27 protein-coding genes, 1 tRNA gene and 1 pseudogene are annotated in these 25,604 nt (G+C 61.8%); 17 read left to right on the forward strand and 12 right to left on the reverse strand.

The annotated features are described in order from the left end of the window. Positions 1 to 125: 125 nt before the first annotated feature. The 5 genes and pseudogenes from CO655_RS03785 to CO655_RS34220 all read right to left on the reverse strand — a co-directional run. A complete protein-coding gene (locus tag CO655_RS03785; protein WP_097663828.1) occupies positions 126 to 1,553 on the reverse strand; it encodes a TRAP transporter large permease subunit in 1,428 nt (475 codons plus the stop codon). Next, positions 1,550 to 2,197, reverse strand: coding sequence for a TRAP transporter small permease subunit (locus tag CO655_RS03790; protein ID WP_097663829.1), 648 nt, complete (start codon positions 2,195 to 2,197; stop codon positions 1,550 to 1,552). The genes CO655_RS03785 and CO655_RS03790 overlap by 4 nt, the downstream gene beginning before the upstream one ends. Before the next feature lie 59 nt (positions 2,198 to 2,256). Next, positions 2,257 to 3,387 carry a TRAP transporter substrate-binding protein gene (locus tag CO655_RS03795; RefSeq protein ID WP_097608285.1) on the reverse strand — a complete coding sequence of 377 codons (1,131 nt, stop codon included), beginning with the start codon at positions 3,385 to 3,387 and terminating at the stop codon, positions 2,257 to 2,259. Between the two features lie 376 nt (positions 3,388 to 3,763). Beyond that, positions 3,764 to 4,921, reverse strand: a complete 1,158-nt coding sequence (locus CO655_RS03800; protein ID WP_097663830.1) for a PHB depolymerase family esterase — start codon at positions 4,919 to 4,921, stop codon at positions 3,764 to 3,766. Positions 4,922 to 5,343: 422 nt separating this feature from the next. Next, a pseudogene (locus tag CO655_RS34220) lies at positions 5,344 to 5,481 on the reverse strand (transcriptional regulator); the annotation flags it as partial. Between the two features lie 249 nt (positions 5,482 to 5,730). Here CO655_RS34220 and CO655_RS03810 point away from each other — a divergent pair. Further along, a complete protein-coding gene (locus CO655_RS03810; protein WP_064681792.1) occupies positions 5,731 to 5,997 on the forward strand; it encodes a DUF2277 domain-containing protein in 267 nt (88 codons plus the stop codon). Positions 5,998 to 6,187: 190 nt separating this feature from the next. Beyond that, positions 6,188 to 6,445: a GlsB/YeaQ/YmgE family stress response membrane protein gene (locus CO655_RS03815; protein WP_009986535.1), complete on the forward strand. Its 258-nt coding sequence runs from the start codon at positions 6,188 to 6,190 to the stop codon at positions 6,443 to 6,445. A 184-nt stretch (positions 6,446 to 6,629) separates the two neighbouring features. Here CO655_RS03815 and CO655_RS03820 read toward each other — a convergent pair whose 3' ends face one another. Continuing rightward, complete coding sequence (locus CO655_RS03820) at positions 6,630 to 7,001, reverse strand: helix-turn-helix domain-containing protein (RefSeq protein ID WP_097663831.1); 372 nt, start codon at positions 6,999 to 7,001, stop codon at positions 6,630 to 6,632. Between the two features lie 106 nt (positions 7,002 to 7,107). On the opposite strand from CO655_RS03820, the gene CO655_RS03825 reads away from it, so the two are divergent. The 3 genes from CO655_RS03825 (at position 7,108) to CO655_RS03840 (ending at position 10,839) form a co-directional block, all read left to right on the forward strand. Next, entirely contained in the window at positions 7,108 to 7,854 is a 747-nt protein-coding gene (locus CO655_RS03825; RefSeq protein ID WP_097663871.1) for a glucose 1-dehydrogenase, read from the forward strand. 433 nt (positions 7,855 to 8,287) lie between these two features. Continuing rightward, entirely contained in the window at positions 8,288 to 10,186 is a 1,899-nt protein-coding gene (locus CO655_RS03835) for a DUF1963 domain-containing protein (protein ID WP_097663833.1), read from the forward strand. Between the two features lie 308 nt (positions 10,187 to 10,494). Beyond that, the gene (locus tag CO655_RS03840) at positions 10,495 to 10,839 is read left to right on the forward strand and encodes an antibiotic biosynthesis monooxygenase (RefSeq protein ID WP_097663834.1); all 345 of its coding nucleotides are present in this window, start codon (positions 10,495 to 10,497) and stop codon (positions 10,837 to 10,839) included. On the opposite strand, the gene CO655_RS03845 is transcribed toward CO655_RS03840, so the two are convergent. The 4 genes from CO655_RS03845 to CO655_RS03860 all read right to left on the reverse strand — a co-directional run bounded on the left by CO655_RS03845 (position 10,803) and on the right by CO655_RS03860 (position 13,299). Further along, positions 10,803 to 11,690, reverse strand: coding sequence for an alpha/beta hydrolase (locus tag CO655_RS03845; protein ID WP_097663835.1), 888 nt, complete (start codon positions 11,688 to 11,690; stop codon positions 10,803 to 10,805). The two genes, CO655_RS03840 and CO655_RS03845, sit on opposite strands and share 37 nt — an antisense overlap. Before the next feature lie 185 nt (positions 11,691 to 11,875). Then, positions 11,876 to 12,496, reverse strand: coding sequence for a glutathione S-transferase family protein (locus CO655_RS03850; protein ID WP_176539211.1), 621 nt, complete (start codon positions 12,494 to 12,496; stop codon positions 11,876 to 11,878). Beyond that, complete coding sequence (locus tag CO655_RS03855; protein ID WP_097663836.1) at positions 12,489 to 12,974, reverse strand: SRPBCC domain-containing protein; 486 nt, start codon at positions 12,972 to 12,974, stop codon at positions 12,489 to 12,491. The genes CO655_RS03850 and CO655_RS03855 overlap by 8 nt, the downstream gene beginning before the upstream one ends. After that, entirely contained in the window at positions 12,967 to 13,299 is a 333-nt protein-coding gene (locus CO655_RS03860) for a metalloregulator ArsR/SmtB family transcription factor (RefSeq protein WP_010032073.1), read from the reverse strand. Before CO655_RS03860 ends, CO655_RS03855 begins: the two co-directional genes overlap by 8 nt. Before the next feature lie 175 nt (positions 13,300 to 13,474). Here CO655_RS03860 and CO655_RS03865 point away from each other — a divergent pair, with 175 nt between their 5' ends. Then, a complete protein-coding gene (locus CO655_RS03865) occupies positions 13,475 to 13,816 on the forward strand; it encodes a hypothetical protein (protein ID WP_010032076.1) in 342 nt (113 codons plus the stop codon). Positions 13,817 to 13,979: 163 nt separating this feature from the next. Continuing rightward, positions 13,980 to 14,513, forward strand: coding sequence for a YidB family protein (locus tag CO655_RS03870; protein WP_097608262.1), 534 nt, complete (start codon positions 13,980 to 13,982; stop codon positions 14,511 to 14,513). Between the two features lie 272 nt (positions 14,514 to 14,785). Here CO655_RS03870 and CO655_RS03875 read toward each other — a convergent pair whose 3' ends face one another. Continuing rightward, positions 14,786 to 15,631, reverse strand: coding sequence for a dienelactone hydrolase family protein (locus CO655_RS03875; protein ID WP_245423754.1), 846 nt, complete (start codon positions 15,629 to 15,631; stop codon positions 14,786 to 14,788). A gap of 179 nt (positions 15,632 to 15,810) precedes the next feature. Continuing rightward, positions 15,811 to 16,191 carry a helix-turn-helix domain-containing protein gene (locus tag CO655_RS03880; protein WP_010030007.1) on the reverse strand — a complete coding sequence of 127 codons (381 nt, stop codon included), beginning with the start codon at positions 16,189 to 16,191 and terminating at the stop codon, positions 15,811 to 15,813. 92 nt (positions 16,192 to 16,283) lie between these two features. On the opposite strand from CO655_RS03880, the gene CO655_RS03885 reads away from it, so the two are divergent. The 10 genes from CO655_RS03885 to CO655_RS03930 all read left to right on the forward strand — a co-directional run bounded on the left by CO655_RS03885 (position 16,284) and on the right by CO655_RS03930 (position 25,406). Continuing rightward, positions 16,284 to 17,009: an SDR family NAD(P)-dependent oxidoreductase gene (locus tag CO655_RS03885; protein WP_097663837.1), complete on the forward strand. Its 726-nt coding sequence runs from the start codon at positions 16,284 to 16,286 to the stop codon at positions 17,007 to 17,009. Between the two features lie 376 nt (positions 17,010 to 17,385). Further along, positions 17,386 to 17,459: transfer RNA gene (locus CO655_RS03890), tRNA-Gln, on the forward strand. A gap of 320 nt (positions 17,460 to 17,779) precedes the next feature. Further along, the gene (locus tag CO655_RS03895; RefSeq protein ID WP_010028072.1) at positions 17,780 to 18,016 is read left to right on the forward strand and encodes a hypothetical protein; all 237 of its coding nucleotides are present in this window, start codon (positions 17,780 to 17,782) and stop codon (positions 18,014 to 18,016) included. Positions 18,017 to 18,034: 18 nt separating this feature from the next. Continuing rightward, positions 18,035 to 18,505 carry a terminase small subunit protein gene (locus tag CO655_RS03900; RefSeq protein WP_097663838.1) on the forward strand — a complete coding sequence of 157 codons (471 nt, stop codon included), beginning with the start codon at positions 18,035 to 18,037 and terminating at the stop codon, positions 18,503 to 18,505. After that, positions 18,471 to 20,042: a terminase gene (locus tag CO655_RS03905; protein ID WP_097663839.1), complete on the forward strand. Its 1,572-nt coding sequence runs from the start codon at positions 18,471 to 18,473 to the stop codon at positions 20,040 to 20,042. Before CO655_RS03900 ends, CO655_RS03905 begins: the two co-directional genes overlap by 35 nt. Then, positions 20,042 to 22,153 carry a hypothetical protein gene (locus CO655_RS03910; protein WP_097663840.1) on the forward strand — a complete coding sequence of 704 codons (2,112 nt, stop codon included), beginning with the start codon at positions 20,042 to 20,044 and terminating at the stop codon, positions 22,151 to 22,153. The genes CO655_RS03905 and CO655_RS03910 overlap by 1 nt, the downstream gene beginning before the upstream one ends. Further along, the gene (locus tag CO655_RS03915) at positions 22,150 to 22,461 is read left to right on the forward strand and encodes a hypothetical protein (protein WP_097663841.1); all 312 of its coding nucleotides are present in this window, start codon (positions 22,150 to 22,152) and stop codon (positions 22,459 to 22,461) included. The genes CO655_RS03910 and CO655_RS03915 overlap by 4 nt, the downstream gene beginning before the upstream one ends. A gap of 93 nt (positions 22,462 to 22,554) precedes the next feature. Beyond that, positions 22,555 to 23,592, forward strand: a complete 1,038-nt coding sequence (locus tag CO655_RS03920; RefSeq protein WP_097663842.1) for a hypothetical protein — start codon at positions 22,555 to 22,557, stop codon at positions 23,590 to 23,592. Between the two features lie 32 nt (positions 23,593 to 23,624). Next, positions 23,625 to 24,599: a phage major capsid protein gene (locus tag CO655_RS03925; protein ID WP_097663843.1), complete on the forward strand. Its 975-nt coding sequence runs from the start codon at positions 23,625 to 23,627 to the stop codon at positions 24,597 to 24,599. Between the two features lie 21 nt (positions 24,600 to 24,620). Further along, a complete protein-coding gene (locus CO655_RS03930; RefSeq protein ID WP_097663844.1) occupies positions 24,621 to 25,406 on the forward strand; it encodes a hypothetical protein in 786 nt (261 codons plus the stop codon). The last annotated feature ends 198 nt before the right edge of the window (positions 25,407 to 25,604 follow it).

Here is a 25,604-nt window from a genome sequence, read left to right on the forward strand (position 1 = left end):
AATCGAACCGTGGAACAAACGCCAGGATGACCGCGCAGAACGCGACAAGCGTCACGAATGAAAATATTGCAAAAAACCGGCTTCTGTTCATCGGTCTATCCTTTCGGAACGGGCCAGACGCTGCGTCATCTCTGTCCTCCATAGAGTAGATCCGGCAGCATGTAGACGATGCTCGGGAACAGATAGATGACCACCATGCAGAGAATGACGATCAACATATACGGCATCATGCCGCGGAAGATGTCGGTCAGTTTGACATGCGCAGGCGAGACGCCCTTCAAGTAGTATGCCGACATCGCCATGGGCGGTGACAGGAAGGCCGTCTGCAGGTTGATTGCCACGAGGATACCGAAGAACAGCGGATCGATCCCGAAATGCGGCAGCAGCGGAATGAAGATCGGGATGAAGATGACGATGATTTCAGTCCATTCCAGAGGCCAGCCGAGAAGGAAGATGATGATCTGGGCCAGGATCAGGAACATCAGCGGCGACATGTCCAGGCCGGTCACGAAGTCACTGATGAACTGTTGGCCGCCGAGATAGGCGAATACCGATGCGAATGTCGCCGAACCGACGAACAACCAGCAGACCATCGCGGTCGTTCGCGCCGTCAGATACACCGACTCCTTCAGTCGCTGCCAGGTCAGCGCCCGATAGGCCGCAGCTAGCGCCAGTCCCCCCAATGCGCCGATTGCGGCGGCTTCCGACGGGGTTGCCAGGCCAAAGAGAATGGCACCCAGCACCGCAAGAATCAGAAAGGCGAGCGGCGCGAAGGATGTAAGCATCATCCAGGCGAGTTGGACCGGCGTGTGCTCGCCCACATCTTCTTTCGTTGGCCGCGGCGCCAGTTGCGGCTGCAGGATTGCTCGCACCACGACATAGATGAGATAAAGCCCCGCCAGGGCGAGGCCGGGCAGGAGCGCCGCCGCATACATTCGGACAACCGAGATCCCGGAGGTGGCCGCATAGACGATCAGCAGGATGGAAGGCGGGATCAGGATCCCGAGCGTGCCGCCCGCGCAGATCACGCCCGTCGCGTAGCGCACGTCATATTTTGCCTTCAGCATCGCTGGTAGGGCGAGCAGTCCCATCAACGTCACCACGGCCCCGACGATGCCGGTTGCCGTGGCAAAGAGTGTGCAGGTGGCCAGGGCGGCGACGGCCATCGAGCCGGGCACCCGGCGCGTGACGCTGAACAGCGTCGAGAACAGCCGATCGACGATGTTGGCTCGCTCGACGATGTAGCCCATGAACAGGAACAGCGGGATCGCCGTCAGCACGTCGTTCTGGATGACCGAGTAGGTCTGGTTGACGAACAGATCGAAGATCCGGTTATTGAAGAAACCGCCGATCCAGGTCTGCGCCAGTGTAAAGGCATCGCCGCCGGATTCGAGCGCGCGGTCATAGCCGCGCCACATGCGGCCGGCATCGAAATAGGCATAGTATCCGAAGCCGACACCCAGAGCCATCAAGGTGAACGCCACCGGGAAGCCGAGGAAGATGGCGAGGATCAGGATGAGGAGCATCCCGACGGCGACATGTGCATCCGTCATTGAGCGTCCCGATCCCGTGGTTCACGTCCAGCGTCAAGTTCCCGCGACGGAAGGAAACCCTCGTCCTCGGACCTGAGCACGTCCAGACTTTTTGTTTCCAGCAGCACCTTTTCCAGTTCTTCGACATCTTCGGCCTGCTTCGGCCATTCGCCCGTCCTTATGCAGAGAATGCAGCGGAAGACCTGCGCCACGCCCTGCAGGAAGAGGAGAATGCCGGCGGCGACGATCACGGCCTTGAACTGGAAGATCGGCACACCGGCGGGACTGTTGGAACTGACCTCCAGGTAGCGCCAACTGCGTGCGGCATATTTCCAGCCCGAGAACACAAGCGCGGTTATACCGGGGAAGAAAAAGATGAAGTACAACACCAGCTCCAGCCTGGCCTGCGTGCGCGGTTTCCAGAGCCGGTAGATGAAGTCGCCGCGCACATGGCCATCACGCGAGAGGGTATAGGCTCCCGCCATCATGAAGATCGCTCCATAGAGCATGTAGCTCAGATCGAAGGCCCAGGGGGTCGGCGCGCGAAAGAGGTAGCGTGCAACAACCTCATAGCCGACGCCGAAGGCCATGATGAGTATCCCCCACGCGAACGCCTTGCCGAACCACGCCGACAAATCGTCGGCGAATGCAATGTAACGGAGCATGCAAGCGCCTCCCTAATCTCGAAGAGGGACGAGGCCCGGAAATACCGGGCCTTCACCATCTATTTTCCGAGGTTCAATTTTCCGGGGAAATAGTGCTCATAGGCGAGTGCGAGATCGGCGGAGTTCATCAATTCGTAGTACACGACCCTCTCCACCCACTGCCGCTGACTGTCGAGCACCTTCTTCATGAACGCATCCGCTTCAAGCGTCGGGATGATCGCATCCCAGGCCTTCAGTTGCGCATCCAGAATTTCCTTTGGAGTGCGGTGCACGGTCACCCCATGTTCGGCCTGGAGTTTTTGAAGGTCGCTTGAATAGTTGTCCATCGCGGACGCTGTTATCGCCGTGCTTGCTGCCTCCACGCCATATTCCAGGATCGCCTGCAGATCCTCGGGAAGGTCGTCAAACACATCCTTGTTGAAGAGGAACTCGAAAGATTCGCTCGCTTGATGGTAGGACGACAGCACGTAGTTCTTGGCGACATCCTGCGAACCAAACCGTATGTCAGAGGAGGGATTGTTGAACTCGAAGGCGTCGATGACACCTCGCTCCATTGCCGGCACGATCTCGCCGCCCGGAAGTTGAGCGACGCTCATGCCCATATTCTGCATGAGATCGGCGGCGAGCCCGACCGTACGATATTTGAGGCCGTTGATGTCGTTCACGGTCGCGACCGGGGTCTTGAACCAGCCGAACGGCTGCGCGGGCATTGGGAAGCCATAGAAGCCGTAAACGTTCAGCCCCATGATGTCCTGGGTGAGTTCTCGGTAGAGATCCTTGCCGCCACCTTGATGGAACCATCCGAGCATGGTGGTTGCGCTGCCGCCAAATACCGGCCCGGTACCGAAGAGGGAAGCTGCCTTGTGCTTTCCGTACCAATAGACGGGAACGGTGTGGGCTGCGTCGATCACGCCATCGTTGACGCCGTCGAGCACCTGAAACGCGCCGACGACCGTACCGGCAGGCATTAGTTCGAACTTCAGGCGTCCGCCGGACATTCGCTCGACCCGTTCGACGTACAGGCGGGCAAAATCCATCCAGATGTCCGACGCGGGCCAGGATGTTTGCATTTTGATGACGGTGGGTGCCTGGGCCAGCACCGCCGGGGCGGCAAGAGCCCCAACTGCGGTTACTCCAGCGAGCGTCGATGCTCCCAGCAACTCTCGACGCGATACTGCCTTTTTGTTCATTGTTCTTCCTCCCTGGATTGTAGTCGAATTCTCCCTGCATTTCCTGATAGTCTGCCAAGTTGAAGAGGAGGGCTCCCAACCTTTTCGCGATCAGTACCAACAACTGATTGTTCTCATTTGTCTATTATGCACACTTTTTGCAATTCCGACAGACGTTCAAGTGTTGTTGATGACAGCTTGGGGCTGTGGTCCAACGACCAAGGCGCAGTACCGCTACTCCGCGTTGTCCGGACTACCTAAGCTTGAGAAAGAAAAAGCTGCTTGGGGTGTGAGGAAGGGCTGGTGTAGCCCGACGGGAGCTACACCCCCGCCGCGACGAGCGGCTTTTGGCGCCTTGTGATCAAGGTGATCATTCCCGCTTGCCGCGATTGTCCTGCTATCGCATCAGCCCCGCCGCTCGAAGCGCGTCGTTTATCACCTTGGCGATCTTGCCGTCGGGGGCGGCGCTAGCGGCGTTGGCCCGCGACCTGGCGTAGCGCAATGCTCTTTCTATCGTCGATGGAGCGGCGTCGGGCTCTTCGCGGCGGGCAAAATTTCCGGCTGCCTCAGCCTCCTCGACGTCTGCCTCCGTCGCCAGGTTCCATGCATGTGCGATACGAACGGTCGAGGAAATCCCCGCCTCGAGCATATGCGGGCCGGCTCTCCCGATCGCGCGATCGCTGCTCGTCGCCAGGGGAACGCCGTGGCCCATGCCCTTGACGAGATAGATCTCGACGACCTCGATGCCTTGCGCGTCGAGCCAGACCTTGCGCCTATGGCCGTGTATCAACTCGCTCCGCGTTGGCTCGATGGCAAGGGAGTGCACGCCGCTCCATTGCTGGGCGATCTGATCGGCATTCCTGGTTCGGACCGTCTGGTCATGCGTGCCGTGCCAGATCGAAATCCTAGGCCAGGGCCCGCGGTGGTTCGATGCGCGCTTGAGAACCGATTGCAGCTTGGAGACAGTCGGCGGATTGCGGCCTTGCATGCGCTGGAAAGCCTCTGCCACGGTGCCTGCCACGCCATAGGGCAGCCCGCCGATGATTGCGCCGCCTGCAAATATCTCAGGGTAGGTCGACAGCATGACGTTCGCCATCGCCCCGCCTGCCGACAGGCCGGTGATGAAGATGCGCTTCGGATCGATGCCCTGCGCCTCGACGAGATGGCCGATCATCTGCCGGATGGACAATGCCTCTCCCGCATCCCGGCTGATGTCGCCGGGCTCGAACCAGTTGAAGCAGAGATTGGCATTGTTCGAGCGCTGTTGCTCGGGATAAAGCACCGCAAATCCGCGCCGCTCGGCGAGCTGGGACCAGCCGGAACCTGCAGCGTAGCCCTCCGCCGTCTGTGTGCAGCCATGCAGCGCAACGACAAGCGGGGTGCCGGGAGCCATGATCGAAGGCAGATACAGCCACGCCTTTAATGACCCCGGATTGGAGCCAAACCTCTCGATTTCGACCAAGCGGTGATTTTGTGGGGGCTTGTCGAGCAATGTCGTCTCCTTGGCCGCCAATCGGCCTGGACTCTCGATGTGGGGACGATTGCTGCGCCGCACAATGGGGCTCCCAGGTTAATTCGCCCGCGCATTTGTCCGAGGCCTTAAGGCATCGAAAATTCCATGGGGAGCGGCAGAGCAGCCGACAAATCAGGGGCAGCAATGCCCATCTATCCCGTCGATAGTTGCGGCGGGTGCATAGCTGCAGTGCAACATAGGCGCTGGCGGATGGCGTTGGTGCGAGTATGATTATTTTTATCGAAGCGATGCACCTCCTCCCGCAACGCTTCGAAATTCAGACGGCCCACTCCTCCTCCCGAAGGGACGTCTGTTGGAACAGCGGCACTCCTCCTCCCAGGTCGCTGTTCGGTTCTTTTAGGAAAGCCTGCCGCACCTCCTCCCGCGGCAGGCTTTTCTATTTCGGGGAGCCCTTTACCCGAATGGACGGGAGGTGGGGTGACGACAACCCTGCTGATGCCGCATCAGCCGTGCTGCTGCGATGACGGCCGCTTGGCATAGGCCGGAACCTGAAACCGACGACGATAGTTCCCCGGAGCCAAGCCGGTTATCCGCCTGAACAAGCGTCGAAAGAAGGCGGACTCCTCGTAGCCTATCTGCCAGAAGCCCACCTCTGACCAGACCGGCCACTGAGGGCGCCGGACTTCCACCCACTCCGTCGTCCTCGGGCTTGACCCCGAGGACCCATGCCGGCCTCGTCGATTGTGGCTGTGGACCCAGGCTCAAGGCCTGGGATGACGAGGGTGGGGGCTGTTGCTGCCTGACGACCGGACCGTTTGTCATTTACGCTCGCGCGACTAGTTTATGGCAAGCAGTCCTCCCGAAGGGGAGGGAGACGACGGGAGCAAGTCATGTGCCGAAATATCAAGCCTCTCTTCAATTTCGATCCGCCGGCGACGGACGAGGAGATCCATGATGCCGCATTACAGTTCGTGCGGAAGCTGAGCGGGACCAACAAGCCCTCGAAACGCAATGAGGCCGCCTTCGAGCAGGCGGTCAATTCCATCGCGAAGTGCGCCCACGAGCTGCTTCATTCGCTGGAGACCTCCCAGCCGCCTCGCGACCGTGCCGAAGTCGCGGCGAAGGCGCGTGCGCGATCAGCGATGCGCTTTGCATGAAAAGAGCCCGAGCCGACACGTGAGCTGAACCGGATCAACAAGAGCACGCATCGCCTTGGGGGCGGGGGCCTTACGGAACCAACTCGCGTCGCGGAAGGTTATAGTCCTGTCGCTTCGCCATCGGTTTCGCTCGATCTGCGGGACACGGTGGCCCGCGCCGGCGCTCAATAATTCACAATGGGGAAATCCTATGGAAAATGAAGGTATCGGCTGGATCGCCGCAATCATCATCGGCGGCATTGCCGGCTGGCTCGCCGAGATGTTCATGAAGAGCAACATGGGCGTGCTGATGAACGTTCTTCTCGGCATTGTCGGCGCCATCGTCGCCAACTTTATCCTGTCGCTCTTCGGCGTCGCCCTTGGCGGATGGCTGGGTTATCTGATCGCGGGCTTCATCGGAGCCTGCATCCTGATCGCTATTGCAAGAATGATCAGACGTCCGGCCTGACGAAACAGGAGGCGCCCCCAAACGGCCGCCTTCTTCACGCACTCCTGCCGCGCGCGAGCGTGGCTTGAGGCGTGGTCATCTCGTGTTCAAGGCGCCCGGCCAACAGCAAGCCGGACCTTTAAGGGCAGCGGCGGATTTCCCTCTCATCGGTCATGAGCAAAGCCTCAACCAACACCGCTACGGCTCATTGCCGGTCGCGGCTTTTTTCCCGCGACATCGTCTCCAGCTGCCCGGGAAGCTGTCCGTAGGCCACCAGTATAGATCGGATCAGCCCAGGGAAGCGGGCGTCCAGTTCCGCGCAGCGGGTCTGGTTGCGCATCTCGACACCCTGGCGCTCGCTGCGGATCAGGCCGGATTCGCGCAGCACCTTGAAATGGTTGGAGAGCGACGATTTCGGAATGATGCGGTCGCCGAGGTCGGCAAGGGCCGAGCAAGTGCCGCCGCAGCCGGCGGTGGCAAGCCTTGCGAAGATCGTGACGCGCTCCGGATCGGACAGCGCATAGAGGATCGCCTCCGGGCGTATGTCCTCCAGGGCTGGGTGAAAAAGCGGTCTCATGAATTTTATATAACGCCCCTTGACATCGAGATCAACAGTTCCGAATTTCTGAACTATGGAACAAGCTGCCAATAACGGCGGCAGTCCGGATCAGAAGGAATTCAAAATGGCGAAGCTCACCGGAAAGGTCGCAGTGGTCACGGGGGCCTCCAAGGGCATCGGCGCGGCGATTGCCAAGGCGCTGGCGGCCGAAGGGGCAAAGGTGGTGGTGAATTACGCCTCGAGCAAGGCGGGAGCCGACGCCGTGGTCGAGGCGATCGGCGCGGCCGGCGGCAAGGCGATCGCGGTTCAGGGCGATGTTTCCAAGGCTGACCAGGCGCAGGGTCTGGTCGATGCCGCCGTCAAGGAATTCGGCAAGCTCGACGTCCTGGTCAACAACTCCGGCGTCTACGAATTCGCCTCGATCGAGGAAGTGACCGAGGAACATTATCGCCGCATCTTCGACGTCAACGTCCTCGGCGTTCTCCTGACCACCCAGGCGGCGGTCAAGCATCTCGGCGAGGGCGGCAGCGTCATCAACATCTCCTCGGTGGTCACCAGCATGGCGCCGCCGTCCTCGGCCGTCTATACCGGCACCAAGGGTGCGCTCGAGGGCATCAACAGCGTGCTCGCCAAGGAACTCGGCCCGCGCAAGATCCGCGTCAACGCCATCCTGCCGGGCATGGTCGAGACCGAGGGGACGCACACGGCCGGCGTCATCGGCTCGGATCTCGAGCAGGCCGTCGTCGCCCAGACGCCGCTTGCCCGCATCGGCCAGCCGGACGATATCGCCGGCGTCGCGGTCTTCCTCGCGTCCGACGACGCCCGCTGGATGACCGGCGAAAGGCTGGCCGCCAGCGGCGGTTTCCGCTAAGCATTGAGCGAGGCGCGCGCGTTTTCTTGCGCCTGCGCATCGTGTGTCGGCACCAGCTTCACCCCACCCTCCGCCGTCCTCGGGCTTGACCTGAGGACCCATACCGGCCTCCTCGGCTGCGGCCATGGATTCCAGGCTCAAGGCCTGGAATGACGGAGGTTGGGGAGGGCCATCGGCAAGAGGCGCAACGCCGCTGCTATTCTCTCACCATCGCTGGATTTGTCGCGGGGTTCACGCCACCCTTCGACCCCTGCCGGCCTCACCGGCTGCGGCCATGGATTCCAGGCTTAAGGCCTGGAAGGACGGAAGTTGGAGAGGGGGCTTCGCCGAAGGTACCACGGCGAGGTAAAACCACCTCCTATAGTAGATATGCAACGTGATTACCGGTCTGTGGTAGTGTCCCGCCATTCCCATCGAAAAGACTGGAGCTGCCATGAGAAATCCGTTCCGCCGAGAGCCAAGCTCTGCCACAGCCGGCGCGCTTGCCTATGGCGATGAGAATTTTCTCAAACTCGAACAGTTCCGTACCGACGCGCGTATCGCCAAGCGGGTTCCCGTGGTCCAGGGAGAAGCAGGACATGGTTGGTACGGGGGAGAGCCGAGGATGCCCTCCTATTTCTCATGGCCGGTCGGACCGGACGGCGAGCCGCTGATTTTCGTGGCGCAACTGGATTGCCGGGTGTTTCCCGCGGGATTATGGGGCGGCGTAGGCCCGCGCGAGGGATGGCTGCTGTTCTTCATCGGGCACACATCATACATCGAGCCCGATTATCGCGGGCAAAGCTTCCCGGTTCGGGTGCTGCACACAATGGAACTCGGCCCCGAACGGCCACAGCGCTTTATCGGCAGCGTCGAATGGCTTACAAATTACCCTAAAAACCTCTCGGGCAACGCCCCCGTCATGCTGCCGCGATGGCCGATCACTATTTACGAGCACGAAACGGAAGCGGAAGAACGCTACAAACGGTTCGTCGGCACGGGAGGTCGGGACGATCAAGGTCGTCCGGCACCTCCTCTCTGTCGCTGGCCCGGCGGCGCGGCGGGAAACCCGCTGACGTGGGACGGAGTGGCAATACTCTTCGAGGGCTTACGCAATCGGCTCGGTAAAGTCGAGCAGCGCAATCATGACCTTCTGGAGAGGTTTCACAAGCAGATCGCCGCATTCGAGGCCTATCAAGCCGGCACTACGACGGACATAGGGGATGCCGATCAACTCCAGTTCGAATATACCGTGGCCAAACGCCGCCTTGATGAAGTCGCTGCAACGCACGCGCTGAACAGCGCTGCCCGCACCCGGCTCGAGGCAGTCATTGCCGCCCATCCGGCCGAACGCCATTCGGAACTTCTTTCCCCGGCTGATTGGGAGGGCCTATCTGACGAACTGGCAGCCATCGAATTCGCCGATGTCGAAGAGTGTCATGTCGCCCTTCCCGTTTCGAACGTACTTGGCCAATCCTACAGCGAGCAACGCTTCGAGCTGGAGCAGGCTACGAGTCTTGAGGACCTAAGGCGGAAAGTTCTCGCAATCGCATACAAGATCATGCTCATTGCCAAAAAGCTGCAGATTGCGGCTTCTAACCGCCTTCACCTGCTGAACAGCCGCGGCAACATGACGGCACAAGCATTGGCATTCCAAAGCGCATGTCTGGAATACGCCGAAAGGACACTCGATCAGACCCAACGCTACGCAGCGGCGGCAACAAACGCACGTGAAGAACTGAATGCGCTTGTAGGACGATTAAGCAAACCGAACACCTCGCTGGAATCGTCCATCAAAGAGGCGCGGGCTCTTGTCGCCGGCATCGTTGTCATGGATTTCAACGTTATGGAAATATCCCGGGGAATACCGGCAAAGCTGGACTACGAGGTCCGAATGCGGAGCCTGATCGACACGGGTGGCAGCTTCGACAACTGGTCGACGGAACTGGAAATCCATCGGAGATTCCATGCCCGGTTTCTTTACTGCGCCGATCCGCTCACGCTCCCGGAGCCGGTGCGCAGCCATTTTGAGCCCATCTGGTCTTCGGCAGCGCTCGATTGCCATGACGGGATGGGAGGGGTGCCACGTTGGGATTGGGTTTCCTTGGAATACTTCAATGCGCAGATGTATTACAGCGCCCGCGATCGGAAGAGATTTCGCCAGGAGAATGCATTGCTCGCGTCCGCATACGCAGCAGAACCACCCTTTGACAGGGACAATGCAGTTCTCCTGCAGCTATTCCCGGACGCGATTTTCGGCTGGCGCTGGGGCCGCCACCTGACACTGATCGCTCCTCGCCATGAACTGGCCCAAAGCAGCTTCGAGAACATTCGCGTCGTCATAAGCGGTTGAGCACCGCCTGTCGTCGTTCGCTCAGCGCCGTTGAAGCTGCCGGTGTATCGGCACAAGGTCCACCCCACCCTCCGTCGTCCTCGGGCTTGACCCCGGGGACCCACGCCGGCCTCCTCGTCTGCGGCCATGGATTCCAGGCTCAAGGCCTGGAATGACGGAGGTTGGAGGGGCCATCGGCAAGGGACGCAACGCCGCTGAGGGTCGAGGACGGCGAGGGTAGCTGTACCCTGCTGCCGGGTTGGATAGAGGGATTGACCGCACGGCGGATGGTTGCAAAGATCTCCGCCTGTCGGCAACGAGGGGTTGGCATGTCTATCGCGAGCTTACCTGCACCACCCTATTTCGTCGTCTGTTTCTCATCGCAACGAACGGAGGTCGAAGACGGCTATGGTGACGTCGGCGCTGCGATGGTGGAACTGGCCAAACAGCAGCCCGGATTTCTGGGGTTCGAAAGCGCCCGCCGTGCTGATGGATTCGGGATAATCAACTCTTATTGGCGCGACGAGGAAAGCATCCGGGCATGGAAAGCGGTTGTCGATCACGTCGAAGCGCAGCGCCGCGGCCGGGCGGACTGGTATACGCGGTATGAAATCCGTGTCGCGCTCGTTCAACGCGCTTATGGATTCGAAGCGGAACCCGTCAAACTGCGCTGATCGTCGGCCTCGGATTGGGTGCCGTCCGTGACGGGATTCAGGGGCCGGTTTTCTTTCAGCGCTTCCACAAAACCGATCACGTCACCGACCATGCCATCGTTCAGGATGTCGTTATGACCGGCACGGTCATAGATCACCATCCGCTTGGGCTCGGGTGCGAGGTGGTAGAGCGCTTGGCCTGAAGAAAGCGGGATGCTGTCATCGAGCCGGCCGTGGAGGAACAGCTTCGGTTGTCCGACTTTGCCTATGTTGAGGTCCGAGCGAAAGGGATCCTTGAGAAGAGCTTCGACCGGGAGGAACGGATAATGTGTCTGCGCCACCGACAGAACCGACAGGTACGGAGACACGAGAATGAGGCCCACGGCCGGCCTCTGCCCGGCCGTATTCACGGCAACGCCAGTGCCAAGTGACCGGCCGAGCACGACGATCCCGCTTCCGGCCTGTGCCGAAAGCCAGTCGAACGCGGCGATGCCGTCTGTCAGCAGCCCTTGCTCGCTGGGTGAGCCGGTCGATCCGGGATAGCCGCGATAGGAAATCGCTAGCAGTCCAATCCCCCGCGTGGCCAGCGCCTGTGCGAGAAACGCGTAATTGTCGACGCGGTCACCGTTTCCGAAAAACAGCAGCACGCAGGGCTTGTCGCTGTCGCCCCTGATGTAGAGCGCGTGCAGCAGCTCTCCGTCGGGCGTCTTGATTTGCACCGTCTCGCCCCAGCTCGCGGGCTCCGGAAGAGGTGCGGCACCGGCTCCGGGATAAAGCAGGGTTCGCTGAGAGAGATAGACCAGAGCGACGATCGCCATGTAGGCGATGACCGCCATCAGCGGCAAGATCAGCAGGTACCTTGTAGCGCTCACGACAGAATAGACCCGCGGTTTGGCAATGCCCGGAACGCGTTGCAGCGACCGCGGCCCGTTGCGGCGTGGTGTGCTCAGCGTAGCGGCGATATTTGCACAAAGCCTTCCAGTGGAGAAGAGGCATCGGCGTCCGGCGCATGTTTTCGCCCGCGGCGCGTCAGCTCATATCTGTCACGGCGTGCCCGTCAGGCTGGGAAAGGGTTTTGCCACGTATCCAGTTCTTCAAGCCGTCCGTACCAGGCTTGGATATGCCGAAACTCGGCGAGGGGAATCCCGGCGGCGGTTGCATAAGGAAGTGCGGCGGCCAATGCGAAGTCCGCCACGGTCAGTGTCTCCCCGACGGCGACGCTGTTGGTGGCCAAATGATCGTCGAGCACGCGAGCATGGAGCCGAAAACTCGTCTTCGCATCTTCGATTATGGCCACGTCAGGCTTCTCGCCGAACAACGGCTTGATCAGGGTTTCAAACCACAGCGTTGCCCCGTGCAGGGTGAAATGACTGGCATCCCAGCTCAACCAGCGCAGTACGTCGATCTGCCGGTGGTCATGCGGCCAGAAATCCGATGCGACGCTGTCGGACAGCCTGCACATGATGGCGTTCGCCTCCCACAAGGTTCCGGTATCATCCTGCAGCACCGGGACTTTGCCGTTCGGGTTCAGCGCCAGGAATTCTGCGGTGCGCTGTTCGCCGCTTGCCAGGTCAACCCGGACGAACTCGACGTCGGCTTGCAGAAAGCGCGCGGCGGCGCAGGCCTTCCGGGGATTGAGCGTCTCGCAATAGTAGAGCTTCATCGCCGCCTTATGCATGGTTCGTCCTCTCGGATTCGGTTCGAAGAAAAACGCTCAACCGCTCGAAGCTTTGCGACCAGCCGGCTTCATGTCCCTCAAGCGACGATGCGCTCTCAAACCCAGTTTGGCGAAAGGTCATTTCCGTGCCTCCGTCGCTTTCCCTGAAGGTGATGGTGACGAGTGTTTCCGGGCTGTTTTCGCCAGTTCCGCGCTCCCAGGCATGGGTGAAGACAAGCCTGTGCGGCGGCTCGACCTCCAGATATTTTCCGCCGACCCAATGCTCTTCTCCATCTGGTGCAATCAGGCAGGCGCGGTGTCTACCGCCGGGCCAGGCTTCAAGTCTGTCGCCCATCGCCTTGAAACCGTGAGGACCGCACCATTGGGCCATGGCTTTCGGGTCGGTCCATGCCCTGAAAACGAGATCGCATGGGGCATCAAACCTCCGGACGATAACCAGGTCGCGGCTGTTGTCGGGGTCGGTCTCCGGATTAGTCATTTTCGTATCCTTGTACCTTGGACAGATAGTCATCGAGACGATCGAAGCTTTGGTCCCAGAAGCGTCTGTATTCGGCGATCCAATCCGCAATCGTCTTCAGCGCGGCCGGCTCGAGGACGCGCGGACGCGAATTCGCTTCACGGCCGGAGCGGATCAATCCGGCTTGTTCCAGGACTTTGAGATGCTTTGATATGGCGGGCTGAGACAACGCGAAGGGATCAGCGAGTTCGGCCACGGTCGCCTTGCCCTTCGCAAGACGCCCGAGAATTGCCCGCCTCGTGGGGTCGGCGAGCGCGGAAAAAATCGCATCGAGCTTGTCGTCCATATATCACCATTTAGCTATATAGCTAAATGGATATATTCGCGATGGGGAGATGTCAAAGGGAATTTGCGCCCCGTGACCGGCGGCTCTCGCTTCCGCCGGCTTCTCCCGCTCACGGAACAAAATCCCCATGGCGATGGTTGGTATGGCGATAAGCACAAGACCATGGGAGGAAACCATGCATAAGTCTCTTCAGTTCATATTGGTCGGCCTGGCCGCCATGAGCGGGCTGACCATCGCGCCGACGCTCGCCGCCGCGCAGGATTTGGAATTGCGCATCGGCCCCGGTGGGGTCGGCGTTTACGACCGGGACCGGGACCGCGACCGTTACGACCGCTACGACCGCCGCGGACCGCGTGGCTGCGATCCCGATGACGCGCTCGACATTGCCCGCAGCGAAGGCCTTCGCCGTGCCCAGATCGTCCGCATGTCGCCGCGCAGCATCGTCGTTCAGGGAATGACGCGCCGCGGGCCGGAACGCATGGTCTTCGCCAACCGGCGCGGCTGCCCGGAAATCTGACCGTACGAAAATGAAACCGGCTGCCCGGACGCCTCAGTGCGACATTGCTTCTTGCAACGTCGGCTGGCCGAGCGTGGACGGAAGCGGTTTTCCCGTCGAATTGCCGAACAACAGATGGAGCGGTTCGCCTGAACCGCGCTGACAATCACCGGAGGAATGCATCATGATGAGTGGTCAATTGAAGGCGCTTCTCGCCGTTCTTGCCGTTGCCGGCTATCAGAACAGGGACAAGATCGGCGAGCTGCTGCGCGGCCTGCAGAACCCGCAGCAATCCGGCGCGGGAGGCCAGCAGCCGGGCGGGCTCGGCGGTATTCTCGGCAGGCTCGGCGGTTCCGGCGGCCTAGGTGGCCTTCTCGGCGGCCTGACCTCCGGCGGCATCGTCAGCGGCGGTCTCGGCGATCTCCTGAAGACGTTTCAGCAGAACGGCCACGGCGACAAGATGGAATCCTGGGTGCGCCCCGGCCAGAATGCCGACATCAATGACGGCGAGCTTGCTGAAGCGCTCGGCCCGGATGTTTTGAACGAGATCGCCAGGAACACCGGCCTGTCGCACGAGGAGATTCTCGGCCGGCTGCGCCGCGATCTGCCCAAGGCCGTCGACGATCTGACGCCGGAAGGGAAAGTGCCGAGCGAAGAGGAGGCGTTCCTGTCTTCGGCGAGCCAGGCGACAAGCTCCGGGCGGCCGAGCGGAGTCTAGGCGCCTTCATTCGGCCGTGCCGCGGGCATCGCTGAAACGCCCTTGCGAGATCGCCCCCGGCCTCTTCAGGTTTGGATCGCAGAGATCGGCTCATACACCGTCTTCCGCTGGCTTGACCCGAGGAGCCAAGCACGTCTCCCAGGCCACTGGGTATGGATCCCAGCTCAAGGCCTGGGATGACGGAGGGTGGGGTGGTGGGTGCCAGACACGGCCGGGATGCGAACATGACATCGGGCGACCGGCCTTGGTCTGCCCCTGACACGCAAAGAGCTCTACTTTCCCAAGTGCTTGCGAAGAAACGTGTACACCGTGCGGATGGATTTTCCTGCGGCGTCACGATCGTATTTTTCGATATGGCCCAATACCCGCTTTCCCCCGGTGAACTCCGGGGCATCGAAACCGTGATACCTGCCCTTGTAGATATTGAGCTCGATCGGCGAGCCATTGTCGCTCAGACGGGCGAGCCTCTTCTGGCATCGTTCGGGCCGGCTCCAATTGTCCCGTTCGCCTGTTAAAATCAGGGTTGGCACCGTCGCATCGCCCCGGTCTGCGTCACAGGCGGGATAATAGGCAATCGCCGCCTGGAATTTGCGCTCGACAAGCTGCTCGTATCCGTCGATTTTCGTGGCATCCAGCGTTGCCGTGCCGCCTGCCGAAAAGCCCATCAAGGCGATGCGTCGGGCATCGACAAAGCCTGATTGCGACAGGAATTCCAAAGCGCCATAGGCGTCGAAGACGCGATCGGGAACATGGCTTCGACATGCGTCCTTGATGTTGCGGCTGGTGAAGCTGTCGACAACAAGCACCACATAACCCCACGAGACCAGCCGTTTCGGCCAAAGCTCCCTGACGCTCGAACGCATGTGATCGCATCCATGCATGACGACGATTGCCGGAAAGGGGCCATCGCCCCGAGGCCGAGACAAATATCCGAGCAGCGGCGTGCCTTGCGGCTGAGGGAGAATTTCCCCCAGTTCTCGGGCTTTGCGGATTCGAAACGGGCTGAGCTTCACGGGCACACTTTCGAACCGCACCAATTCCTCGGCATCAGCAGGATTTTCAGCCAGCGTGACGCCAAGAAAAGTGACGAAGCTCAGAAAAAATCTCGCGGTTTTCACAGGCTCCTCCACCCGTGTGATCGACGGCCTGCTGCTAATATAATCCTCACTTGCCTTCCTGGAATCAGAAATCGATTTCGGGCCGAATGCGCTTGATCGATCGTCCTTCGCCGTCAGCATGGATGGACGGCAACCGATACCATCCGTATGCGCCAAATCGAGGCGAATTTCGTTCGCGGCTATTTCGTCGCCTCGTCGTGCAATGCCCGATGCGTTTCGATCTCTCCCAGATGGTCCACCACCCACATCGCAAGCTGCAGCAGCGGCGGGGCGAGCGAATGACCGAGATCGGTCAGGCCGTACTCGACCTGCGGCGGAATTGTCGGAAAGACCGTGCGCGTCACCATTCCGTCGCGTTCCAGCGCCTTCAGGGTGCGCGTCAGCATCTGCTGCGAAATCCCGCCGATCAGCCGCTTCAGCTCGTTGAAGCGCCGCGGCCGCTCGGCCAGCATCGTGATGGCCATGATCGTCCACTTGTCGCCCATGCGGCCCAGGATCTCGTTGACCTTTCGGCAGCCGGGGTGCGTGCCGGGCTGGTTCGGAGGGGGAGGCATATGCATGTGACCAGGCCTTAAAAATATGCGTTCTTGCAGGACGGGTAGTCAACATAACATATCTGGTCAGCAAAACATACCAGCTTAAGGAGTAGGTTATGACTGACAAGAAAACGATTGCGCTGTTCGGCGCCGGCACGGGCCTCGGCGCTTCGCTCGCTTACCGGTTCGGACGCGAAGGTTATCGGGTCGCGCTCGTTGCGCGCCGCGCCGGCCCGCTCGAGGAACGGGTGGCCGAACTGGCGCAGGCGGGCATCGAGGCGGCGGCATTCCCGGCCGATCTCACCGATCTCGCCGGCATCCCCGCCCTCGTTCGTTCCATCGAGGCGCGGTTCGGATCGATCGACGCGGCCGTCTACGCACCGGTGCCGTCCGACGTCAATTTCGCGCCCGCGCTGGAGCTCGATGCGGCCAAGCTGCGATCGATGGCCGATATTTTCACCTTCTCGCCGATCGAAGTGTCGCACGCGGTGCTGCCCGGCATGCTGGCGCGCGGCGATGGCGCGGTCGTCATCGTCGGCGGACTGACGGCCGTGGTCACCATGCCAGGAATGAGCGGCGTCGGCCCGCTGATGGCGGCGGCGCGCAATTATGTCTTCACCCTCAACGCCGAGGCGATGCCGAAGGGCGTCTATGCCGGCACGGTGAATATCGGCGCCGTCATCGACCGCTCGGCCGGCCTTCGCGCCATGACATCGAGCGGTGCGGCGCTCGACCCGAAGTTTCCGGTGATCGACCCCGACGAGATCGCCGAGGAAATCTGGAACCTCGTCACCAGGCGGGACCGGGTCGAAGCGATCCTGCCGCCACTGCCGCAGGTCTGATCGGGAGAGGGTCGTCGAGCCACCGGGTTTGCCCGAGAGCTCACCCCTTGCTCCGTTTTCCCAGGGCTTGACCCGAGGATCCACGTTGGCCTCCATCAGGAGCGGGCATTGATCCCAGGCTCAAGCCTGGGATGACGGAGGGTGGGGGAGCATTTCATTAAATCCGCAGCCGGAGCAGCGGGTGGAATTCTGGCGTCCGCTTGGTCGAGAAGGCTCGATTTTACACTGGTGCGTGACTTACAATCAGCCCTTGATCACCCCCGGCATATCATCTAAGCATACCGTAAATCCAAGCTGCGAGATTTGTTCGTAGCCGATATCTCGATAGGAATTTCCATGCAGGGTATCCAGCCTCAACGACTGTAACGGATTTTATTCCCGCGTCGTTCAATGGCAGGACTCCTGAATTTGGATCAGGCAATCGAGGTTCGACCCCTTGCGCGGGAACCATCTGGTATAACTCAGCCCGGTTAGGTTGCAGATTTATTTCCAGATATCGACACCGGTTTTGAAGTAATATCGAGGCGAATTCCGCGCTTGAAAGCGCTTGATCACCCCCAAGCAGGTCAGTTAACACTACTGTAAATCCAAGCTGCGAAATTTGAATCGAGAGGTGATGTCGACGCTCAAGTCGGCGTCGACTTTCGGTCTCGCGCCTCCTCAGATCATCGTTGATCCCGCCATCTTTGTCGGCCTGATCTCTCATCTCCGATCACATCGGGATCGAGCCGCATCGGCATGGACACCCACCCCTCACAAGGAGAACTGCAATGGACGCCTCGATTGCGCCGGCCTCGCGGGCAGCGGTGGTCACGCCGAATGACAGTGCGATTGTCGGCGCGCGTGCGCTTTATATCGGCACGGCCGGCGATGTGGCGATTGCGCCGCGGCGCGACGTGGATCCTGTGATCTTCAGAAACGTGCCGGCCGGGACGATCCTGCCGGTGCATGCCGCGATCGTGGCGCTGACCGGGACGACGGCGTCGAATATCGTCGCGCTGTTCTGAGCTTTTAGACGCGGACCCATGGGCAGACCGAGCAAGTTCAGTCAGGCGCTGGCCGAGAAGATCTGCGATCGCATTGCCGACCGGGAAAGCCTGCGGTCGATCTGCCGGGACGAGACGATGCCGGCGAAATCCACCGTGCTCTCCTGGCTGGCGGACGAGGACAAGGCGGCGTTTCGGGCGCGTTATGCGCTGGCGCGTGAGATCCTCGCCGACGGCTTCGTCGACGAGCTGGTCGAGATTGCCGACGACAGCAGCAATGACTGGATCGAGAAGAAGAATGCGGCCGGCGAAACCACGGGCTGGCAGGAGAACGGCGAGGCGATCCGCCGCTCGCAGCTGCGCATCGCCACCCGCCAATGGGTGGCCGAGAAGCTCAGGCCGAAGAAATACGGCGCCAAGGCCGAGCCCGAACTGGGTGTCACCGGCGAAGTCTCGCAACTGCTGGAAGATATCAATGGCAAGACGCGCGGACTTCCAAACGGCGGTTGACCGGTTCTCCGACTGGCGCTGGCGGCTGAACAATCTCTACTGGATCACCGACAAGGCGGGCAAACGCGTCCGGTTCGAAATGAACCTGATGCAGATGACCTTCTTCGAGGAGATGCATTATCTCAACGTGCTGCTGAAGGCCCGCCAGCTGGGGCTGACCACTTTCATCCAGATCTTCATGCTCGATGCCTGCGTCTTCAACCGGGACATCAGGGCCGGCACCATCGCCCATACGCTCGGCGATGTGCAGACGATTTTCCGGGACAAGATCAAATATCCCTATGATAATCTGCCCGAAGGCATTCGCAACGCCGTGCCTGTCGTCAGGACCAACCAGACCGAACTGCTGCTCGCCAACAATTCGAGCATCCGCGTCGGCACCTCGCTACGTTCAGGAACGCTGCAGTATCTTCACATTTCGGAATATGGAAAGCTCTGCGCCAAATATCCCGACAAGGCGCGGGAGGTGCGCACCGGCGCGCTGAATACGGTGCAGGCCGGCCAGCTGGTTTTCGTCGAAAGCACGGCGGAAGGCCAGGAGGGGCATTTTTACTCGCTCTGCGAGGATGCCCAGGTCAAGCACCGCCAGGCGGCGAAGCTGACCGAGCTCGACTTCAAGTTCCATTTCTTCCCCTGGTGGAAGGAGCCGCATTATGCGATCGCGCCCGAGGGCGTCATCATCAGCGACGGTTTCGCCAAATATTTCCGCGAGCTTGCCGAGCAGGGCATCGAACTGACGGAGCCGCAGAAGGCCTGGTACGTCAAGAAGGCCGAGATCCAGCTCGGCGACATGAAGCGCGAATATCCCTCGACGCCGGCCGAAGCCTTCGAAGCCAGCGTCGAAGGCGCCTATTACGCCGATCAGATGGCGATGGCCGACGCCGAGGAGCGCATCGGGGTTTTCCCGCATGTCGACGGTTATCCCGTCCACACCATCTCCGATATCGGCATGGACGATGCCAACAGCGTCTGGCTGTTCCAGGTGCTGCCCGGCCGGGTGAGGATGATCGGCTATTTCGAGCATACCGGAACCGGCATGGACGGCATGCTCGACGAATTGGAGCGCCGCGCGGCCGACAATGGTTATGTCTATGGCGTCCACAACATGCCGCACGACATCAAGGTCAGGGAATGGACGCGCGGCGGCATGACCCGCATCGAAATCATGCTGAAAGAGGTGAGGGCGCGCGGCCTCGGCACGGTGCGCAAGGTCGAGCGCGCCTATGTCCATGACCGCATCAACGGCACCCGGCGCATATTGGCCAAGGTCGAGTTCGACCAGGCCGGCTGTGCCGACGGCATCAAATGCCTGCGCAATTACCGCAAGGACTGGGACGAGGATCTCGGCGTCTTCCGCGACGAGCCGCTGCACAACTGGGCCTCGCATGGGGCGGATGCTTTCGGCGGTCTCGCCATCATCTTCACCGGCCTGGCGCCGGAACCGCTGAAGCCCGAGCCCGAGCGGCTGCCGACCTTCCAGACGATGACCTTCAACGAATTTGCCGATGCCACCCCCAGATCTAGCGAGCGTGTTTGATGGAAGACGAGATAACGGCTTTTGAGGGCGGAGAGCGCTGGGATCCGGCAAAGGTCGGCGCCCATTGGCAGCAGGAACTCGAACGCGCGCAGCGCTATTTCAAGTCCTGGCATGACCGCTGCGTCAAGATCGAGAAGATCTATCTCGACCAGCAGTCGGATCAGACGAGCGCGGCCAAGCGCCGCTTTCCGATGCTCTGGGCAAACACCGCGGTGCTGCAGCCGGCCGTGTATGCCCGCGTGCCGCAGCCGGTCGTCGAGCGCCGCTTCAAGGATGCCGAGCCGGTGGCCCGCATCGCCTCGGAAATCGTCGAGCGCAATCTCGCCTATACCGGCGACGAGGCCGATATCGATTCGATCATGCGGGCGGTGCGCGACGATTTCCTGCTCTGCGCCCGCGGCACGGTGTGGCTGCGCTACGAGGCCGATTTCGAACCGCTCGACATGGGCGTGGCGCCGTCGGACCCGCCGGCGGGTGGCCTGCTCGGCGAGATGGGCGGCCCCTCCATGGAGGCGATCGCCGACGAGCGCGTCTGCATCGATTATGTCCACTGGTCGGATTTCCTGCACTCGCCGGCGCGCCGCTGGAAGGACGTCACCTGGGTGGCGCGGCGCGTGACGATGACCGAGGAGGAGATGGAAAAACGCTTCGGCCGTGAGGCGATGGCCTCGGGGGCGGCGCAGGCGGCAGCAGGCGGCAAGGGCGCCAGCCAGGCCGAGCGGGCCGAAAACGAGGGCAAGACCCATGTCTGGGAAATCTGGTGCAAGAGCGAGAATTACACCGTCTGGATCGCCGAGGGTTCGCCCGTGGCGCTCGAAGTCTCCGAGCCGCCGCTGGATCTCGCCCATTTCTGGCCTTGCCCGCGCCCGGCCTATGGCACGGTCTCGACCAGTTCGCTGATCCCGGTTCCCGATTACGTCTATTACCAGCAGCAATGCGACGAGATCGATCTTCTGACCAAGCGCATCAACAAACTGACCGACCAGCTGCGGCTGAAGGTGTTCTATCCCTCCGGCGACGGCGCGATCTCGCCGGCGATCGAAAAGGCGATGCGGCCTGACAATGACATGGTGATGGTGCCGATCCCGGAATGGGCGGCTTTCACCGACAAGGGCGGCTCGAAGGCGGTCGTGACTTTGCCGATCGACGAGGTGCAGAAGGTGATCGTCGCCTGCATGGCGGCGCGCAAGCAGCTGATCGAGGACGTCTACCAGATCACCGGCATATCCGACATCGTGCGTGGCGATACCCAGGCGTCGGAGACGGCGACGGCGCAGCGGATCAAGAGCCAGTGGGGCTCGATCCGCATTCGCGACCGCCAGGCCGAACTGGCCCGCTTTGCCCGCGATATCATCCGCCTTGCCGGCGAAATCATCTGCGACCAGTTCCAGCCGGAAACACTGATGCTGGTCAGCGGCATCAAGCTGCCGACGATGGCTCAGAAGCAGCAGGTCGAGATGCAGTTGCAGCAGATGCAGATGGCGGCGCAGCAGACGGCGATGCGGGCGCAGCAGATGGGCCAGCCGGCCCAGTCGTCCCCCGAAATGGCGCCGCCCGAACTGCCGCCGCAGCTGCAGCAGATGATGGGGCAGCCGACGATCGACGAGGTGGTGCAGCTCCTGCGCAATGACAGCATTCGCGGCTTCCAGATTGAGATCGAAACGGATTCGACGATCGAGCCCGACGAGGACGCCGAAAAGCAGCGGCGGATGGAATTCGTGCAGATGGTCGGCGGCTTCATGCAGCAGGCCGGCGCCATGGCGCAGCAGAGCCCGATGCTGGTGCCTGTTATGGTCGAAACACTGCTCTTTGCCGCCCGCGGCTTCCGCGCCGGCCGCCAGCTCGAAAGCATGCTGGAACAGGTGGGAGGCCAGCTCTCCCAGGCGGCGAGCGCGCCGAAGCCCGAGCCGCAGCCTTCGCCGGGCGAGATGCTCAAGCTGAAGACGGCTGAAGTGAAGGCGGGCGCCGAGCAGCGCAAGGCCGAGCTCGGTGTGGCGCAGGCTGAGATCGAGCATCGCGCCGCGGTCGAACAGGCGCGCGGCGAGATGGCGGCGCAGGCGATCGACCAGATGCGCGCCGCGCAGTCCCTCTACCCGGGAGCAACAGCATGAGAGAACGCTATTGCCGCGTCTGCGGCGGCTGGCACCAGCTCGACACCTGGCCGCACAACTGCCTGCCGGCGCAAAACCTGGCGCGCTCCGACCTGCCGGCGCCGCATTTCGTCAGCGACAGCATCGACATCCAGTCGATGCACGACGGCCGGCATTACACCTCGAAGGCCAAGCTGCGTTCCGCCTATCGGGCGGCCGGGGTGGTCGAGATCGGCAATGAAAAACCGCAGCCGATCGAAAAACCCAAAGCGGACCGGAAGGCGATCCGCAACGAATTGCGGCGGGTCTACGCCGAATACAATGCCTGACGCATGTCGCCCGGAAGTGTGCAGCGGTTCCGGGATAACGACATGCATAAAAGCTCTAACGGGCATCAATCCCCGAAATAGGAACTTTCCCCCATGGATATGGAAGACTTCAACGAGGCCGGCAACGGCAGCGACGATTTTGATGCGTCCGGCGACAATTCAGTCAATGATGGGCCGGTCAGCATCCGCGACAGCCTGAAGGCAGCGATCGACACCGTCGAAGGCCAGGCGGACGATATCCCGGCCCGGCCGCGCGACGGCGAGAACGGCCGCTTCCTCGCCAAGGGGCAGGAGCAGGCCGCCGCCCAGCAGACGCCGCAGGCACAGAGCCGGGAGCAGGGCGGCGAACAGCCGGCCGCCATCGGCAACCGGGTTCCGCCCGGCTGGTCGGCGGAGGCCAAGGCGCAGTTTTCAAGCCTGCCGAACGAGGTGCAGGCGGCGATCGCCAAGCGGGAACAGGAGGTCGATCGCGGCTTCCGCGTCCTGCAGGATTACAAGGGGCTGGAGGAATTCACCCCGATCGTCCGCCGGGCCGGCATGACCCATGCCGATGTCATGCGCCGGGCGATCGACTGGGAAAACGCGCTGATCCGCGATCCCGTCAACACCGTCCTCCACGTCGCCAAGGTGGCAGGCGTCAATCTTCACGCCCTGGTCAATGGGCAGACGGGAGAGGCCCTGCAGCGCCAGCAGGCGGGGCGTGAGCTCCAGCGCCAGGCCGGGCCGGTCAATGTCGAGGCCACGGTCGAACATGTTTTGCGCAAGAGAGACACCGAAACTCAAGTCGATGCCTTTCTTTCCGATCCGGCCAATGCGCATGCCGAAGACGTTCTCGACGACATGGTCGCCCTCATCAATGCGGGGCGGGCATCGACCCTTCAGGACGCCTACGACGCCGCATGCTGGATGCGTCCGGACATTCGCCAGCAGTTGATCAGCCAGACTGCACCGGCCTTCGTCCGAGAACAGCATGCCCAGAGGGCCGCAGCGGCAGATCAAGCCCGCCGTGCCTCGCGATCCATCTCTGGCTCTTCCGCCCCGGGCCCGACCCGCGATGCGACAAGGGGCCAGCCCACCTCCATCCGCGACTCGCTGCGCGACGCCATGCGTTTTTCGCGCGGCCAAGTCTGATCAAAGGCCAAGTCTGATCAAAGGAATGATCTATGCCCATTTCGCCCAACCTCTCTGAAATCGTCACCACGACCCTGCGCAACCGCAGCGGCACGGTCGCCGACGACGTGACGAAGAACAACGGTCTTCTCACCCGTCTCAACAGCCGCGGCCGCAAGAAGCCGGTTTCCGGCGGCCGCACCATCGTCCAGGAACTGCAGTACCAGGAAAACAGCACCTTCAAGCGCTATTCCGGCTACGATATCCTGAACGTGCAGCCCTCCGACGTCATCACCGCCGCCGAATACGACCTGAAGCAGGCGGCGGTCGCCGTCTCCATGTCCGGCCTCGAACAGCTGCAGAACTCCGGCGAGGATGCGATCCTCGACCTGCTGGAGCAGCGCATCGAGAATGCCGAGACGACGCTGAAGAACAATATCGCGCTCGACTGCTATTCCGACGGCACGGCCGATGGCGGCCGGCAGATCGGCGGCCTGCAGCTGCTGATCTCGACCTCGCCGACTTCGGGCACGGTCGGCGGCATCTCGCGCGCCACCTGGGGTTTCTGGCGCAACCAGAAATTCTCGGCCTCGGCCGATGGCGGCGCGACCGCCACCAACGCCAACATCCAGAGCTACATGAACCGGCTCTATATGTCCTGCGTGCGCGGTTCCGATGCCCCCGATCTCGTCGTCGCCGACAACAACTTCTTCCGCCTCTACTGGGAATCGCTGCAGGCGATCCAGCGCATCACCTCCGCCGACAAGGGCATGGCCGGCTTCCAGTCGCTGCAATACATGGGCGCCGACGTGATCTTCGACGGCGGCTTCGGCGGCGGCGCGCCTTCCAACCAGATGTTCTTCCTGAACACGAAATACCTGTTCTACCGCCCGCACCGCGACCGCGACATGGCCCCGATCGGCGACGAACGCATGAACACCAATCAGGATGCCTTCGTGCAGCTGATGGGTTTTGCCGGCAACCTCACCATGAACAACGCCTTCCTGCAGGGCGTGCTGTTCGCCTGATCGAACGAAAGGAACAAGCAAATGTCGATCGCAACCATCCAGTCCGATCGTCTTGGCGCGAACCCGTTCGTCGTCGAAGGCCCGATCGTCTCCGGCTCCGGTATTCCCGGGCCGAACTTCGCCCTCGGGGCGGTTGCCGGCGGCGACCGTGAAGCCGAATGGGTCTATTGCCAGCTGGTGCTGGCCGCGCCGACGACCCTTCAGCCCGGTCAGTGGTTCCAGTGGAACAAGGATTATGTCGCTTCGCTGCTGACCACGGCCGGCGCCGTCGTCGGCCAGCGCTGCGGCGTCTTTTCCGGTGCCGCCCAGCCGCCGACGCTGACCGGCGGCCCGGTTGGCGCCATCACCCTTGCCGCCGGCACCTATTACCTCTGGCTGCAGCGCAACGGCCAGGCGCCGTCGCAGGTGGCGAGCGCAACGCCGGCCCTCGTCGTTGCCGAAACCACCACCACCGCAGGCCAGGCAAGCGCCCCGGCCTCGGCCACCGCCACCACCAAGGCGATCGCCAACGTCAACTTCGCCGCCGCCAACCAGACGTTTATGGCCAACACCGTCAACGGCTCCAGCCTGCTGACCGGTCTCGCCGGCCTAAGCGCCGGTTCCGGCCCGTTCATCGGCGCGGCCGTCGCCGGCACGGGTATATCAGGCGGCACGACGATTGCGGGCATCACCTACAGCCCGAACGGCGTCGTCCAGAGCATCACGCTCTCGGCCAATGCGACGGCCAACGGCACGGGCGTCACCATCACGGCGACCGGCGTGCTCGAGGCGACACTGATGCGGCCGTTTCTGTCGAAGGTGAATTAAGCCAATCGACGGGCGTTTCGGCGCCCGTTTCTCCGACTTCTCATGCGTGGCGTGCCCCTCATCCGCCTGCCGGCACCTTCTCCCCGGAAACGGGGCGAAGGGGTTATGCCGCGAGCTCTCCGTTCCCACTGATCCCTGGAAGGGCACGTCCCCTCTCCCCGTTTTTACGGGGAGAGGGTTAGGGTGAGGGGCAGCCAT

The sequence above is a fragment of the Rhizobium sp. M1 genome (assembly GCF_002531805.1).
GTDB classification, from domain to species: Bacteria; Pseudomonadota; Alphaproteobacteria; order Rhizobiales; family Rhizobiaceae; genus Rhizobium; species Rhizobium etli_C.